At 64.9% G+C, this 13516-nt stretch carries 10 protein-coding genes; 7 read left to right on the forward strand and 3 right to left on the reverse strand.

The window, feature by feature from the left end:
• Positions 1 to 19 precede the first annotated feature (19 nt).
• Positions 20 to 1384: a hypothetical protein gene (locus tag ACLKOZ_RS21285; RefSeq protein WP_436478135.1), complete on the reverse strand. Its 1365-nt coding sequence runs from the start codon at positions 1382 to 1384 to the stop codon at positions 20 to 22.
• 416 nt (positions 1385 to 1800) lie between these two features.
• Here ACLKOZ_RS21285 and acs point away from each other — a divergent pair, with 416 nt between their 5' ends.
• Together acs and ACLKOZ_RS21295 are read left to right on the forward strand one after the other, a co-directional pair.
• On the forward strand, positions 1801 to 3822 hold the full coding sequence (gene acs, locus ACLKOZ_RS21290; RefSeq protein WP_436478178.1) for an acetate--CoA ligase: 2022 nt from the start codon (positions 1801 to 1803) through the stop codon (positions 3820 to 3822).
• 177 nt (positions 3823 to 3999) lie between these two features.
• On the forward strand, positions 4000 to 4785 hold the full coding sequence (locus tag ACLKOZ_RS21295; RefSeq protein ID WP_337351547.1) for a DeoR/GlpR family DNA-binding transcription regulator: 786 nt from the start codon (positions 4000 to 4002) through the stop codon (positions 4783 to 4785).
• A 10-nt stretch (positions 4786 to 4795) separates the two neighbouring features.
• Here ACLKOZ_RS21295 and ACLKOZ_RS21300 read toward each other — a convergent pair whose 3' ends face one another.
• Together ACLKOZ_RS21300 and ACLKOZ_RS21305 are read right to left on the reverse strand one after the other, a co-directional pair.
• Positions 4796 to 5815, reverse strand: a complete 1020-nt coding sequence (locus ACLKOZ_RS21300) for a LacI family DNA-binding transcriptional regulator (protein WP_337345976.1) — start codon at positions 5813 to 5815, stop codon at positions 4796 to 4798.
• A 14-nt stretch (positions 5816 to 5829) separates the two neighbouring features.
• Complete coding sequence (locus ACLKOZ_RS21305) at positions 5830 to 7032, reverse strand: Gfo/Idh/MocA family protein (protein WP_337345975.1); 1203 nt, start codon at positions 7030 to 7032, stop codon at positions 5830 to 5832.
• 212 nt (positions 7033 to 7244) lie between these two features.
• Between ACLKOZ_RS21305 and ACLKOZ_RS21310 the strand changes: the two genes are divergently transcribed.
• The 5 genes from ACLKOZ_RS21310 to aroQ all read left to right on the forward strand — a co-directional run bounded on the left by ACLKOZ_RS21310 (position 7245) and on the right by aroQ (position 13515).
• Positions 7245 to 8186, forward strand: coding sequence for a carbohydrate ABC transporter permease (locus ACLKOZ_RS21310; RefSeq protein ID WP_436478137.1), 942 nt, complete (start codon positions 7245 to 7247; stop codon positions 8184 to 8186).
• A gap of 9 nt (positions 8187 to 8195) precedes the next feature.
• Positions 8196 to 9122 carry a carbohydrate ABC transporter permease gene (locus ACLKOZ_RS21315; RefSeq protein WP_337351545.1) on the forward strand — a complete coding sequence of 309 codons (927 nt, stop codon included), beginning with the start codon at positions 8196 to 8198 and terminating at the stop codon, positions 9120 to 9122.
• A gap of 51 nt (positions 9123 to 9173) precedes the next feature.
• Entirely contained in the window at positions 9174 to 10517 is a 1344-nt protein-coding gene (locus ACLKOZ_RS21320) for an ABC transporter substrate-binding protein (protein ID WP_436478139.1), read from the forward strand.
• 168 nt (positions 10518 to 10685) lie between these two features.
• On the forward strand, positions 10686 to 12881 hold the full coding sequence (locus tag ACLKOZ_RS21325) for an alpha-galactosidase (RefSeq protein ID WP_436478141.1): 2196 nt from the start codon (positions 10686 to 10688) through the stop codon (positions 12879 to 12881).
• 151 nt (positions 12882 to 13032) lie between these two features.
• Positions 13033 to 13515 (forward strand): type II 3-dehydroquinate dehydratase, encoded by a 483-nt coding sequence (gene aroQ / locus ACLKOZ_RS21330; protein ID WP_436478143.1) that lies wholly within the window; start codon positions 13033 to 13035, stop codon positions 13513 to 13515.
• Position 13516 lies beyond the last annotated feature (1 nt).

Here is a 13516-nt window from a genome sequence, read left to right on the forward strand (position 1 = left end):
GAAGTGGCCACCGGGCCGGCTAACCGCGCTCGATGTTGCTCAGGTCGCGCAGCACGCCCACGCGGCCGTCGGTGTGCTGGACCAGGAACTCGTGGCCCCGATCCTCGAGTGCCAGGACCCAGCCGCCCGGCTCAATGACGAAGGCGGGGGCACCGGTCCGGGGATCAACGGCCGTCCGGTGCTGTGCGACGGCGAACCAGAAGGCCTCGTGGACGGGGTGCTCCTCGGATTCCTCGGGGCGGCTTGCCGGATCCACCGTGGCGCCAATGGGCTCTTCCTTGCGAACCTGCGGGTGGACGGCCGTGGCAGGAATGGGATCGGACGCCTGGCGTGCCGGCGTGACCGCCGGGGTAACGTTCCCTTGGGCCTCATCTGCTGCGGCAACCACTGCGGGAGGTACGACGTCGGCTGCCTGGGTTGGGGGCCCAAAGTCACCTTCTGAAGGCCATTCGGATACCTCGGGGGCCGACGAGACGGCTGCCGTATCGGCGGGGCGGGTCTGCACAGGCTGTGCTTTCTGCGCGGGCGCCGGCACCTGCTGTGCTGGCTGCGCCTCCTGCGGGGACGGCTGTGCAGGCTCGAATGGCGAGGTTCCCGGCGTCGTCACTGTCTGGGGTCCTGTGTGTCCAATGGAACCGGAAACAGCCGAAGAACCGGCTGGAGCAGCCGGACCGGTGGAAAATCCTGTTGCACCAGCGGCGGCACCGGGCACAGCGGCATGATCCTTGTCCGGTGAAGCGCCTGACACAGGCTTAGCTTCCTCCGGGGCAGTGGGTTCCTTCGGGGCCTTGGGCGTGCGCGGTTTAGGCAGCGGAACGGCAGACTCCCGGGCCACCACGTGGGCCGGGACCTCCTGGCGTCCTTCGAAGTCGCTGGCGAAGTACGGAATGAACCGGCCCAGCACGGTGGCCGCGAACAGGATGACGGAGCCGATCAGTCCTGCCAGCAGGGCGGGGTGGTAGTCGCCGGCTACGGACAGGAAGAAGAACGCAACCGCGAAGGACGCCACCACGGACGCGAACTGGTCGACGGACAGCGATCCGATCCGGACCTTCGTGGCGGGCGCAAGCCTGCGGGCCGCAAAGAGTGCGCTGACGATCAGCGGCAGGACGATTCCCAGCCCGAGGAAGAACAGGTTACCCACGTTCCAGAGATTGAACCGGGTGAGGAAGACCGGCAGCAGGGAGGTGACAAAAAGAATGAGGGTGGCAGCGAAGACGGTGAGGTCACGGACTGTGAAGTGCCCCAGAACTGCCTGGTGCCGGGAGCTGGCCTTCCCGATGGCTGGCTCCGGCTGGCCTTTCCCCGCGCTGCTCCCGGACGAGCCGTCAGGTCCGGCCGCTGTTGCACGGCCGGTTGTCTGGCCGAAGCTCTGCTGGTTCATTCTGTTCTCCTTAGCGTGGCGGCACGGGACCTTGCGGTCCCACAAACCGTGCCGTCTGAAACGGTGTTGCCCGCCGGGTCACCCGCAACGCTGTTACCCGGCCGGACGGTTCCGTCGAAAGTCACAATTCAATCTCAGCCTAGCCAACAGCCTTGGCGATCACTAGCCGAAGGGTTGGCTGCGTGGCGTCCCCAGCGAGTGGGCGAAACCATTCACCGCTTAATAAACGCCGCTCACGGGCACCTCTGTGACAGGGCACACACAGCTGCGGACTCAAGCATTAGTCTTGATTTCGGAACAGCTCTTTGCGGAATGTCCGTGACCGGCCGTTGCCCAATGCCGTGCAAAGCGGTGGGGTGGCGCCCGGGCCACGGCACATGCCGCGCAGCAAAGGTCGATGAATGATGAGGTTCACCATGTCCCAGGACACTCCCGGCTCCACCGCCACCGCTCCCGAAGCTTCCGTGCAGAGCGACCAACAGGGCGATGCCTTCGAAAATCTGCTGCACGAGAACCGCAAGTTTGCGCCAACCCCGGAATTCGCTGCCGACGCCGTGGTCACCGCAGCCGATTACGCCGAGGCCGACGCCGACCGGCCGGCGTTTTGGGCCAAGAAGGCCCGTGAACTGCTCACTTGGTCCAAGGACTTCGATGAGGCCCTGGACTGGTCCAACCCGCCCTTCGCCAAGTGGTTCGTAGGCGGGAAGGTCAACGCCGCCTATAACGCCCTGGACCGGCACGTGGAAAACGGGCTCGGGGACCGGGTGGCCATCTATTTCGAGGGCGAACCCGGCGATACCCGCACCTACACCTACGCCCAGCTCACCGAGGAAGTAAAGAAGGCCGCGAACGCGTTCGAATCCCTCGGCGTGGCCAAGGGCGACCGGGTGGCCGTCTACCTGCCCATGATCCCCGAAGCCGTGATCACCCTGCTGGCCTGCGCCCGCATCGGTGCGGTGCATTCGGTGGTGTTCGGCGGGTTCTCCGCCGACGCACTCCGGTCCCGGATCGACGACGCCGAAGCCAAGCTGGTGGTCACCGCCGACGGCACCTACCGGCGCGGCAAGCCCAGCGCCCTCAAACCGGCGGTCGACGACGCCCTGTCCCGTCCTGGTGACGGCAACGGCCACAGCGTGCAGAACGTGGTGGTGGTCAAGCGCAACGGCCAGGACGTTGACTGGCACGAGGGCCGGGACCACTGGTGGGACGACACCGTGGGTGTGGCATCCACCCAGCACACCGCCGTCGGGCATGACTCCGAGCACCCTTTGTTCATCCTGTACACCTCCGGCACTACCGGAAAGCCCAAGGGCATCCTCCACACCACCGGCGGCTACCTTACCCAGGGCGCCTACACCCACAAGGCAGTCTTCGACCTGCACCCCGAGACGGACGTCTACTGGTGCACGGCCGACGTCGGCTGGGTCACCGGGCACTCGTACGTCGCCTACGCCCCGCTCATCAATGGCGCCACCCAGGTCATGTACGAAGGCACCCCGGACTCCCCGCACCAGGGCCGGTGGTGGGAGATCGTGGAGAAGTACAAGGTGTCCATCCTCTACACCGCGCCCACTGCGATCCGCACGTTCATGAAGTGGGGCCGGGATATCCCGGACAAGTACGACCTCTCCTCCCTCCGGGTCCTCGGGTCGGTGGGTGAATCCATCAACCCCGAGGCCTGGATGTGGTACCGCGACGTCATCGGCTCCAACAAGGCACCGATCGTGGATACCTGGTGGCAGACCGAAACCGGCGCCCAGATGATCGCCCCGCTGCCCGGCGTCACTGCCACCAAACCCGGCTCGGCACAGGTGCCGCTGCCCGGCATCGCCGTGGACGTCGTGGACGAACTCGGCCAGTCCGTCCCGAACGGGCACGGCGGGTTCCTGGTCATCCGTGAGCCCTGGCCCGCCATGCTCCGCGGCATCTGGGGCGACCCCGAACGGTTCAAGGACACTTACTGGTCCCGCTTCGAGACCATGTACTTCGCAGGCGACGGCGCCAAGAAGGATGAGGACGGCGACATCTGGCTCCTGGGCCGCGTGGACGACGTCATGAACGTCTCCGGGCACCGGCTCTCCACCACCGAAATCGAATCCGCCCTCGTCTCGCATCCGTCCGTGGCCGAAGCCGCCGTGGTGGGCGCTGCGGACGAGACAACCGGCCAGGCCGTCGTCGCGTTCGTCATCCTCCGCAGCGACGTGGTGGACTCCGGAGATGACATCGTCCAGGAACTCCGCAACCACGTGGGCAAGGAAATCGGCCCCATCGCCAAACCCAAAACCATCCTCGTGGTACCCGAACTGCCCAAGACCCGCTCCGGGAAAATCATGCGCCGCCTCCTCAAGGACGTCGCAGAAGGGCGTGAAGTAGGTGACGCCACCACCCTGTCAGACCCGACCATCATGAAGCAGATCGCGGCTTCACTGCGGAAGTAGGTGCGTGGCAGGGCGAGGAGCGGCAGTCATCCTCTGCGCGCTGCTCGTTCCTCGCTCTGACGCGCGCTGCCGGATAACTCCCGCTCCTCGTCGACGGCGCTTCCCACCACTGTGGGCGGCGCCGTCGCCGTATGCTTGGTGCAGCCCCTGTCCGCTGGCTTTAAGGATGGTTTTTAGATGCTTCCCGCTGCTCGACATCAGGCGATTGTGGACGCCGTCCAGCGTGAGCGGGTTGTTCGCGTGTCCGACTTGGCGCAGCAGTTGGGCGTTTCGCTGATGACCGTGCGCCGGGACATTGAAGTGCTGGAGGAAGGCGGCCGGCTGGAGCGGATCCACGGCGGCGCCAAGATCCCCGGTGATGTCAGCACCCACGAACCCGGCTTCGAGCTCAAATCCACCCAGCTGACGGCCGAGAAGAAGGCCATCGCCCTGGAGGCAGCCAGCCTGGTGCACGAAGGCATGGCAGTGGGCCTCAGCGCCGGGACCACCACGTGGGCGCTGGCCAAGGAACTGGTCAACGGTCCGCGCATCACCGTGGTCACGAACTCCGTGCGCATCGCGGACCTGTTCCATCACGGCGCATCCGCCGGCTCTGCCCGTTACGGCTCCACGGTGATCCTCATCGGCGGCGAACGCACGCCGTCGGACGCGCTTGTTGGTCCCATCGCGACGGCGGCCCTGAAGCAGCTGCACCTGGATGTGCTGTTCCTGGGTGTGCACGGCATGGACGCGGACGCCGGCTTCACCACCCCCAACCTGCTGGAAGCCGAGACGGACCGAGCCTTCGTGGCCGCGGCGCGCAACGTCGTCGTGCTGGCTGACCACACCAAGTGGGGAATGCTGGGGATCAGCACCATAGCGGCCCTGGACGAGGCCGATGAGGTCATCAGCGATGCTGGCCTCAGCCCCGAAGCTCGTCGGATCCTGGGCGAGCGGACCGGCAGGCTTCGGATCGCGGGTTAGCCGAACTTCCCTAGGGACAGCCGCAGGACTGGCGGACGTGCAATTTAGTAGCGAAGATGCGGTGCCGGGGCTTCTCGCCGCGTCGGGCGGCCACGAGGGCGGCCACGGCGGCCTCTGCCATATCGGCCACGGGCTGCTCGACCGTAGTTAGCGGTGGCCATGAGTATTCGGCCTCAATGGAACCGTCGAACGAGGCGACTGCGATATCGCCCGGCACCGAGAGGCCAGCCTCATGGATCGCCCGCAACAGACCGATCCCCTGCATGTCAGAGGTGGCAAAGATGGCTGTTGGCCGGTTGATCGACGCCAAAAGGCGTTGCCCGGCAACATAACCGCCGGGCCGAGTGAATGAGCTGTACACGATGGGCCCCTCCGGCAGGCCCGCTTCCTGCAAGGCCTCCCGCCAACCGACCTCACGGCCATCTGTGCTGTCGGAAACGTTGGTACCCATTGCCAGGCCGATGTTGGTGTGGCCGTGGCTGATCAGATGCTGGACTGCGATCCGGGCGCCGGCGGCGAGATCAACACCGATGCTGTTGAAACCGGGGGCATCCCGTTCCTGGTTCAGCAGTACGGAGGGGATGTCTGCCGTTTCCAGGACCTCCAGATCGGGTTCAAAGAGGACGCTGGCCAACAGCACCCCGTCCACCTGCCGGGCAGCCAAGTTGCGGATATTTCGCCGCTCCTTGGCGAGGTTCCCGTCTGAGTTGCTCAGCACCAGGGCATAGCCCAAGTCGGCCGCTGCATCCTCCACCGCGTGGGAGAACAGAGCAAAGAAAGGATTTGAAATGTCCGGGACCACAAGCCCCAGGGTCTCGCTGGAGCCCAGCTTGAGGGCACGGGCCGCCGCGTTGGGGCGGTAGCCCAGGACGCGGATGGCGTCCTTGACCTTCGCTTCGGTGACGGGGGCCACCTTCTTTGGCCCGCCGTTCACCACATAGCTGACGACGGCGGTGCTGACGCCGGCGTACCGGGCAACGTCCTTGCGGGTCACCGGGCCGCGCGGGGCCTGCACTGCTGGAGTCGTCATGATGTCAATGCTAGCTATCGAATTTCCGGGGCATCGCCAAAGTCGCGGATGGGCAGCCGTTCCCCACCGCGGAGGGCTGACTCGTGGGCCACAATGCCGGGAAGGGTGAACCGCGCGGCAACCCAGGCATTGACAGGTGGCAGCGTCCCGGTGTTGACGGCCGTCACGAAGTCGTCCACCAGGAAGTGGTGGCTGCCCTCGTGGCCGTTTGGTGCGCCGCGGAACTCCTCAGGGAGCCGTTCGGCGTCGTGGACTGGCGAGAGCCCGGAGACAAACGCGTCCCTCAGTTCCGGGGCAACGTTCGCCAGGGACGGGTCGTCCAGGGACATGCTGGGACGGGTTTCGAACTGCTCGGAAATATCGTGGACGTTTTCCTTGTCCTGCCACACTGTGACTTTGGCGAGTTGCTCGAAGCTGGCCTCCGTACCGAAGAACCGGAACCGGGACTCCCTGATGTGCGAGGGATAGCCCACCCGGCGCATCTCGTTGGTGCGCATCACGCCGCCGTCGTTGAGTTCAAAGAGGGCCGTGGCGTTGGAGAAGTCATTTCCGAACATGCTGACCTCCTTGTCAAAGACGCCGTCATTGCGGTCATCCTTCACTCCTACGCAGCTGACGCTGACCGCATGGGCGGGGACGGCGCCGAGTACTCCGCCGACTGCGTGCGTGGGGTACAGCATGGGTGGGTAGCTGGCGGTTTCCTTCCAACGCTCGCCGCCGCTGTACTGGTAGGCGTCGTAGAACCCTAGATCCATGTCGTGGACGTAGTCCCCTTCGGCGTAGAAGATCCGCCCGAAGCGGCCGGCGGCAAGTTGCTTCCGTGCATAGACGGTGGCGGGGTTGTAGTAACTGGTCTCCCCCATCATGTAAACCAGGCCGGTTTCACGGACGGCGTCGATGATCCGGGCGATTTCGTCCTCGGAAATGGCCATGGGGACGGCCGAGTAGACGTGCTTGCCGGCACGAAGGGCCTGCTCCACCAGGGGACCGTGCGTCCAGCGTTGGGTGAAGATTGCCACGGCATCGACGTCGGAGGCGAGAAGTTCCTCGAAGCTCGCCTTTGCCCCCACCAGGTGGTAGCGCTCCACTGCCTCAGCGGCACGCTCCGGAAGCTCATCCACCACATACACCGAGCTCACGCCGGGGTGGAGATTGAAGAGGTGCGCGAACTGGCCGCCGAACTGGCCGGCTCCTACTACGCCGATTGAAAACGCCATTGTCCCTCTTTCCACGGGTGCTTGCAGGAGCGCCGGGCAAGCGCTGTCCATCAGGATTCCCAGTGTTGCACCGGAATCTACTCGAGTCAATGGGCTAGCGACTGGATTAATCCCTGTCAAATAAGCCAAGAAATACTTCTTGCCACATTCAATCTACTCGTGTAGATTTCTCACCAGTTGTTATCCACATCACAGTCAGGAAAGGGTCGACGATGACCACCCTTGCCAAGCACACGAGATCCGCCCCGCCTAAGCCCGGAGCCCCCATGCCGCGCGGCGGCTACCGCCAGCTGGGCGACCTCAAGATCGCCCTCCTCTTCATCGCCCCGGCCATGATCGGGTTCGTCTTCTTCTACGTTGTCCCGACCATCCGCGGTGTGTACCTGAGCTTCACGGAGTACAACATCCTGGGTGACCCGGAATGGGTGGGGATGGACAATTACACGGCCATCGCCAAAGACCCGCTGTTCTGGAATTCCCTGGCGGTCACGGGCCAATACGTCTTCCTCAACATCGTCCTCCAGACCGCCCTGGCCCTGGGCCTGGCCCTCCTGATGCACCAGGTGGCAAAGTCCACGCTCATCCGCGGCGCACTGCTGTTGCCCTACCTGATGTCAAACGTCATCGCGGCGCTGCTGTGGTTCTGGATGCTCGACTACCAGATCGGTGTGGTCAACCAGTTCATCGAATGGTCCGGCCTCCCCCGGGTCGCCTTCTTCGGAAGCGAGGAGTGGGCCATCCCCACCCAGGCTCTGATCAACACGTGGCGCCACATGGGCTACACAGCCCTGCTGATCTTCGCCGGGCTCCAGGCCATCCCTGGCCACGTCTACGAAGTGGCCAAACTCGACGGCGCGTCACCGTTCCAGACCTTCAGCAAAATCACCATTCCGTTGCTGCGGCCGGTGCTGGTCCTGGTCCTGGTTGTCACGGTGATCGGCTCGTTCCAGGTATTTGACACCGTTGCCGTGACCACCGCCGGCGGGCCGGTCAACGCAACCCGCGTCATCCAGTACTACATCTACCAGCGTGCCTTCACCGAGTCGGACTTCGGCTACGGATCTGCAATTGCCGTCATTCTCTTCCTCATCCTCGCCCTCGTGGCCTTCATCCAAATGAAGTTCCTCAAGGGCAACGAGTCGGACCTGGACTAGGAGCCCCGCATGACCACCACCACCAGCCGCGCACCGCTGCCGGCCTCAACCCGCCGCCGTCGTCCGTTCAACCCCCGCCGGGCAGGTGCCTGGGCCCTCCTGGTCCTGGCCATCGCGGTCTCCGTCCTGCCCTTCCTCTGGGTGCTGCGCACGGCATTGTCCACCAACTCGGCACTGGCTTCCAACTCGGCCAGCCTGCTTCCCGCGGAATTCACTTTCGGCGCCTTTATGCGGGTATTCGGGCTGCAAAGCCCAGCCGACGCCGTCGCGGAAGGCGGTTCCGGTGCCGCCATCGATTTCTGGCTCTACCTGCGGAACTCCATCATCTTCTCCTCCATCACCACCGCCGGAGCCGTGTTCTTCAGTTCGATGGCTGCGTACGCCTTTGCCCGGCTGCGCTGGAAGGGACGGAACCTGGTGTTCAGCCTGTTCCTCGGCACCATGCTGGTCCCGCCGATCTTCACCGCCCTCCCGAACTTCCTGCTCATCAAGAACCTGGACCTGCTCAACACCATGCTCGGCATGGTCCTGCCGTACGTCTTTATGACACCGTTCGCCATCTTCTTCCTGCGCCAGTTCTTCCTGAACATGTCCCGGGAAGTCGAAGAGGCGGCAATGCTCGACGGCGCCAAGCACCTGCGCATCTTCTTCCAGATCGTTCTCCCCAACGCCGCTGCCCCCATCGCCACCCTCGCACTGCTCACCTTCATCGGCCAGTGGAACGAATACTTCTGGCCTTTGCTGGTCGGTTCCCAGGATGACGTGCGGGTCCTGCAGGTGGGCCTCGGTGTCTTCAAATCACAGTCCCCACAGGGAGCCCCGGACTGGTCCGGCCTGATGGCCGCAACCCTCATTTCGGCCCTGCCCGTCCTGATCCTCTTCGCCGCCTTCGGCAAGAAGATCGTCAACTCCATCGGCTTCTCCGGCATCAAGTAAATTTCCCTACCCCAAACAGCCCATCGCATCCCCCGAACGGAAAGTAGAACCATGAAGAAAACCCTCGGCGCCGTTGCCGTCGCCGCAACCGTGGCACTGTCCCTGTCCGCCTGTGGCGGCGGCTCATCGTCCTCGGCAGAGTCTGCCAAGGGCGAGATCAGCTACTGGCTGTGGGACGCCAACCAGCTGCCCGCCTACCAGCAGTGCGCAGACGACTTCACCAAAGCCAACCCGGACATCAAGGTCAAGATCACCCAGCGCGGCTGGGACGACTACTGGAGCACCCTGACCAACGGCTTTGTCGGCGGCACAGCCCCGGACGTCTTCACCAACCACCTCGGACGCTACGGTGAGCTCGCCGAAAACAAACAGCTGCTGCCCATCGACGACGCCGTCGAGAAAGACAACGTAGACCTCACCGCCTACAACGAGGGCCTCGCGGACCTCTGGGTCGGCCAGGACGGCAAGCGCTACGGCCTGCCGAAGGACTGGGACACCATCGGCCTGTTCTACAACAAGGCCATGCTCGCCAGCGCCGGCATTACCGAAGACCAGATGAAAGACCTCACCTGGAACCCCGAAGATGGCGGAAGCTACGAAAAGGTCATCGCCCACCTGACCGTTGACAAGAACGGCAAGCGCGGCGACGAGGCCGGCTTCGACAAGGACAATGTCGCCGTCTACGGCCTGGGCCTCAATGGCGGAGGAGATTCCTCCGGCCAGACGGAGTGGAGCTACCTCACCAACACCACAGGCTGGTCCCACACGGACAAGAACCCGTGGGGCACACACTACAACTACGACGACCCCAAGTTCCAGGAAAGCATGGGCTGGTTCGCCGGACTGGCCCAGAAGGGCTACATGCCCAAGCTGGAGACCACGGTCGGCGCCGCGATGGCAGACACCTTCGCAGCCGGCAAGTCTGCCATCAACGCCCACGGGTCATGGATGACCGGCCAGTACATCGGTTACAAGGGCATCGAGGTGGGCATCGCCCCGACTCCCGTTGGTCCGGAAGGCGAGCGCGCCTCCATGTTCAACGGCCTGGCTGACTCGATCTGGGCAGGCACCAAGAAGAAGGACGCCTCCATCAAGTGGGTGGAGTACCTCGCTTCCGCTGACTGCCAGGACGTTGTGGCCTCGAAGGCCGTGGTCTTCCCGGCGCTGAAGACCTCCTCCGAGAAAGCCGCCGAAGCCTTCAAGGCCAAGGGTGTGGACGTGACGGCCTTCACCGAGCACGTCAAGAACAAGACCACTTTCCTGTACCCGATCACCGATAACACAGCCAAGGTCAAGGGCATCATGGAGCCCGCCATGGACGCCGTGGTGTCCGGCAAGGCGCCCGCCAGCTCCCTGACCCAGGCCAACGAACAGGTCAACGCGCTCTTCAAGTAGGCCTGGTCCACCAAAAAACGTGCCTGCGGATGTGGCCGCAGTCATCGGCTCCGGATGCCGCCGTTCCCTCCTCGCGGCGGCGGCATCCGGACACCACACACCCAACACAGCACCACCACCGTCCTGCGTCAGTGAACGCACACCATGATTACCGAAAGAGATATATCTATGGATTCGCTCCACCTCCGTACCGCCGGCACCAGCCTGGTGATCAGCTTCGACAGCGGGGAGGCCGAGATTATCCATTGGGGCGCCGATTTGGGTGACGCCCCACTTCCGGACCTCGCCATCCTCGGCGAACCGATCCCGCACTCCGCCATCGACGCCACCGTACCCGCCGGCCTCCTGCCGCAGGCGTCCTCCAGCTGGCGTGGCCGTCCCGCCCTCCGCGGTCACCGCGTCGCCGACGGCGTCTCCGGCCTCGACTTCTCAGCCCGCCTCCGCGTCGTCACAACGACCGCCGAGGGTAACTCCGCTGCCATCGTCCAGTCCGATCCCGAGGCCGGCCTCAGCGTCCTGTCCTCGGTGACATTGCACGACGGCGGCCTGCTGGAGCTGCGTCACACCGTCACCAACGACGGCACCACGCCCTATCAGCTCGACGAACTGGCAACTGTCCTCCCGGTGGCCCCGGACGCCGTCGAACTCCTTGACCTGACCGGGCGCTGGTGCCGGGAACGCCACCCGCAGCGCCGCCCCATCCAGCAAGGCACCTGGGTCCGCACCGGCCGGCATGGCCGCACCGGACACGACTCCTCGCTGCTCTTCGCCGCCGGCACCGCTGGATTCGGCAACCGCCACGGGAAGGTCTGGGCCACGCACCTTGCCTGGAGCGGCAACCACGAGCAGTTCGCAGACAGCATCGGCGACGGCCGCACCATGATCGGCGGCTCGGAGCTCCTCGGCCCTGCCGAAGTGATCCTCCAGCCAGGTGCCAGCTACACCACTCCCGCACTGTTCGCCGCTTACTCCGACCGCGGCCTGGACGGCATCAGCGAAGCGTTCTACAGCTGGTTCCGCTCCCGCCCCCACCACGTGCTCCCCGCCGCGGGCGGCGGCAAGCCCCGCCCCGTGGTACTCAACACCTGGGAAGCTGTCTACTTCGACCACAACCTGCCCACCCTGATCGAGCTCGCCGATTCCGCCGCCGAGCTCGGGGTGGAACGATTTGTCCTCGACGACGGCTGGTTCCGCGGGCGGCGCCACGACAACGCCGGGCTTGGCGACTGGTACGTGGACGAGGCGCTGTGGCCGGACGGGTTCACACCGCTGATCGACGCCGTGACATCCCGCGGAATGGAATTTGGGCTCTGGGTTGAGCCGGAGATGATCAACCTCGACTCCGACATAGCCCGCGCCCACCCCGAATGGATCGTCGGTCCGGCCGCCATATCGCACAAGGACGGCGGCCGCCTGCCGATCGAGTGGCGGAACCAGCATGTGATCGACCTCGTGAACCCCGAAGCGTGGCAGTACATCTTCGACCGCGTGGACGCGCTCCTACGCGAGAACAACATCAGCTACCTCAAATGGGACCAGAACCGGGACCTGCTGGAGCACGGCCACGCCGGACGCTCCTCCGTCCACGAGCAAACCCTGGCCGCCTACCGGCTCTTTGACGAACTCAAGAAGGCCCATCCCGGCGTCGAGATTGAAAGCTGTTCCTCCGGCGGCGCCCGCGTTGACCTGGGGATCCTGGAACGCACGGACCGGATCTGGGCCTCGGACTGCAACGACGCCCTGGAACGGCAGACCATCCAACGCTGGACCGGGCTGGTGGTCCCGCCCGAACTGGTGGGTGGCCACGTTGGCCCCACCACCTCGCACACCACAGCCCGCACCCACGACCTGTCCTTCCGTGCCATCACGGCCTTGTTTGGCCACTTCGGCATGGAGTGGGACGTCCGGGAGGTGCAGGGTGCGCAGCGGGACGAGCTCAAGCGCTTCATTGGGTTGTACAAAGAACACCGCGACCTCATCCACTCCGGGCGCATGGTGCGCGCGGACGTTGCCGACGGCTCCCTGCTCCTGCACGGCGTAGTGGCCTCCGGAACCGATTCGGCCCGACCCGCACAGGGCACGACGGCGGCACTGTTCGCGCTGGTCAGCACGCGCACCGCGTTCGCTGAGCAGACCGGCCGCATCACCATCCCGGGGCTGGAACCTGAAAGCACCTACCGGGTGGAGGCCGTCTTCCCAACACCTGGAGACGCTGACTACGCCCACACCTACACGCAAGTCAGGCCGCCGTCATGGCTGGCCGACGGAGCAGTTGCCGGCGGCCGCTTCCTGGCCGAAGTGGGCCTGCCGATGCCCATCCTGAACCCGGAACATGCCCTCGTGCTGAGGTTCACCGCACTATAGTGTCGGATTCTGCTCCATCATTTGCTGGCCGAGTCCCACGCCTCCTGGAATGGCGGCACGGTGGAACCACACCGGACGAATGATGGTGCAGAATCCGGCGCTCAGGCTGGTGCCAACGGGTCGCCAGCCGTCCTCACCTAAAGTTGGCAGCATGAACGAATCCGATCAGAGCCTCCCAGACAGCAGTACGAAGACCGCCGGGCGTGGCACCATCCTCGTGATCAACGGCCCCAACCTCAACCTGTTGGGGACCCGAGAGCCGGAAAAGTACGGCACCTCCACCCTCGCCGACGTCGAGAAGCTGGCCGGTGCCACCGCTGAGGCCCATGGATTCACGGTGGAATGCGTCCAGTCCAACCATGAGGGCGTGCTCCTTGACGCCATCCACGCAGCCCGCGGCACCGCCGTCGGCATTGTGCTGAACGCCGGTGCCTTCACCCACACGTCCGTGGCCCTGCGTGACGCCCTCGCAGCGGTTCAGCTTCCCGCCGTCGAGGTCCACATCACCAACGTGCACCAGCGCGAGGAGTTCCGGCACCATTCCTTCCTATCCCCCGTCTGCGCTGCTGTCATCGTGGGCGCCGGAGTGTTCGGCTACAAGCTCGCCATCGACTACCTGGCCGAAGCGCTGTAGC

This window comes from Arthrobacter sp. R4, from assembly GCF_051365025.1.
Classification (GTDB): domain Bacteria; phylum Actinomycetota; class Actinomycetes; order Actinomycetales; family Micrococcaceae; genus Arthrobacter.

What these genes read in the sequence shown, in the direction of transcription:
- ACLKOZ_RS21305 (WP_337345975.1), bottom strand. Translation starts at nt 7,032, where the DNA reads ATGGCGTTTTCAATCGGCGTAGTAGGAGCCGGCCAGTTCGGCGGCCAG.
- ACLKOZ_RS21300 (WP_337345976.1), bottom strand. Translation starts at nt 5,815, where the DNA reads ATGACGACTCCAGCAGTGCAGGCCCCGCGCGGCCCGGTGACCCGCAAG.
- acs (WP_436478178.1), top strand. Translation starts at nt 1,801, where the DNA reads ATGTCCCAGGACACTCCCGGCTCCACCGCCACCGCTCCCGAAGCTTCC.
- aroQ (WP_436478143.1), top strand. Translation starts at nt 13,033, where the DNA reads ATGAACGAATCCGATCAGAGCCTCCCAGACAGCAGTACGAAGACCGCC.
- ACLKOZ_RS21315 (WP_337351545.1), top strand. Translation starts at nt 8,196, where the DNA reads ATGACCACCACCACCAGCCGCGCACCGCTGCCGGCCTCAACCCGCCGC.
- ACLKOZ_RS21285 (WP_436478135.1), bottom strand. Translation starts at nt 1,384, where the DNA reads ATGAACCAGCAGAGCTTCGGCCAGACAACCGGCCGTGCAACAGCGGCC.
- ACLKOZ_RS21310 (WP_436478137.1), top strand. Translation starts at nt 7,245, where the DNA reads ATGACCACCCTTGCCAAGCACACGAGATCCGCCCCGCCTAAGCCCGGA.
- ACLKOZ_RS21295 (WP_337351547.1), top strand. Translation starts at nt 4,000, where the DNA reads ATGCTTCCCGCTGCTCGACATCAGGCGATTGTGGACGCCGTCCAGCGT.
- ACLKOZ_RS21325 (WP_436478141.1), top strand. Translation starts at nt 10,686, where the DNA reads ATGGATTCGCTCCACCTCCGTACCGCCGGCACCAGCCTGGTGATCAGC.
- ACLKOZ_RS21320 (WP_436478139.1), top strand. Translation starts at nt 9,174, where the DNA reads ATGAAGAAAACCCTCGGCGCCGTTGCCGTCGCCGCAACCGTGGCACTG.